Here is a 255-nt window from a genome sequence, read left to right as displayed (position 1 = left end):
GGTCGGTCCCCTTGGGAAAATACTGGCGGAGGAGCCGGTTGGTGTTCTCGTTCGTTCCACGCTGCCAGGGCGAGTACGGGTCACAGAAGTACACGGGCATGCCGGTGGCCATGGTGAACGCGGCGTGATCGGCCATCTCACTGCCGCGGTCCCAGGTCAACGAGTTCCGGAGGAACTCCGGCAGTGTCTTCATCTTGTTGGCCAACAGCGCCGCGACACGGCCGGCGGAGCGGTCGTGGGGGACCCGGATCAGGA

The 255-nt window shown here is 65.1% G+C and carries 1 protein-coding gene; it reads right to left on the bottom strand.

Annotation, left to right across the window (positions count from 1 at the left end):
• Positions 1-255: IS30 family transposase (locus QSK30_RS36690; protein WP_285510014.1), on the bottom strand; the 255-nt coding region annotated here is incomplete at both ends.

This window comes from Actinokineospora sp. NBRC 105648 (assembly GCF_030269645.1).
Taxonomy (GTDB): Bacteria; Actinomycetota; Actinomycetes; order Mycobacteriales; family Pseudonocardiaceae; genus Actinokineospora.
Note: the sequence above shows the minus strand (reverse complement) of the source record. Positions and strands in the feature narration are given on the sequence as shown.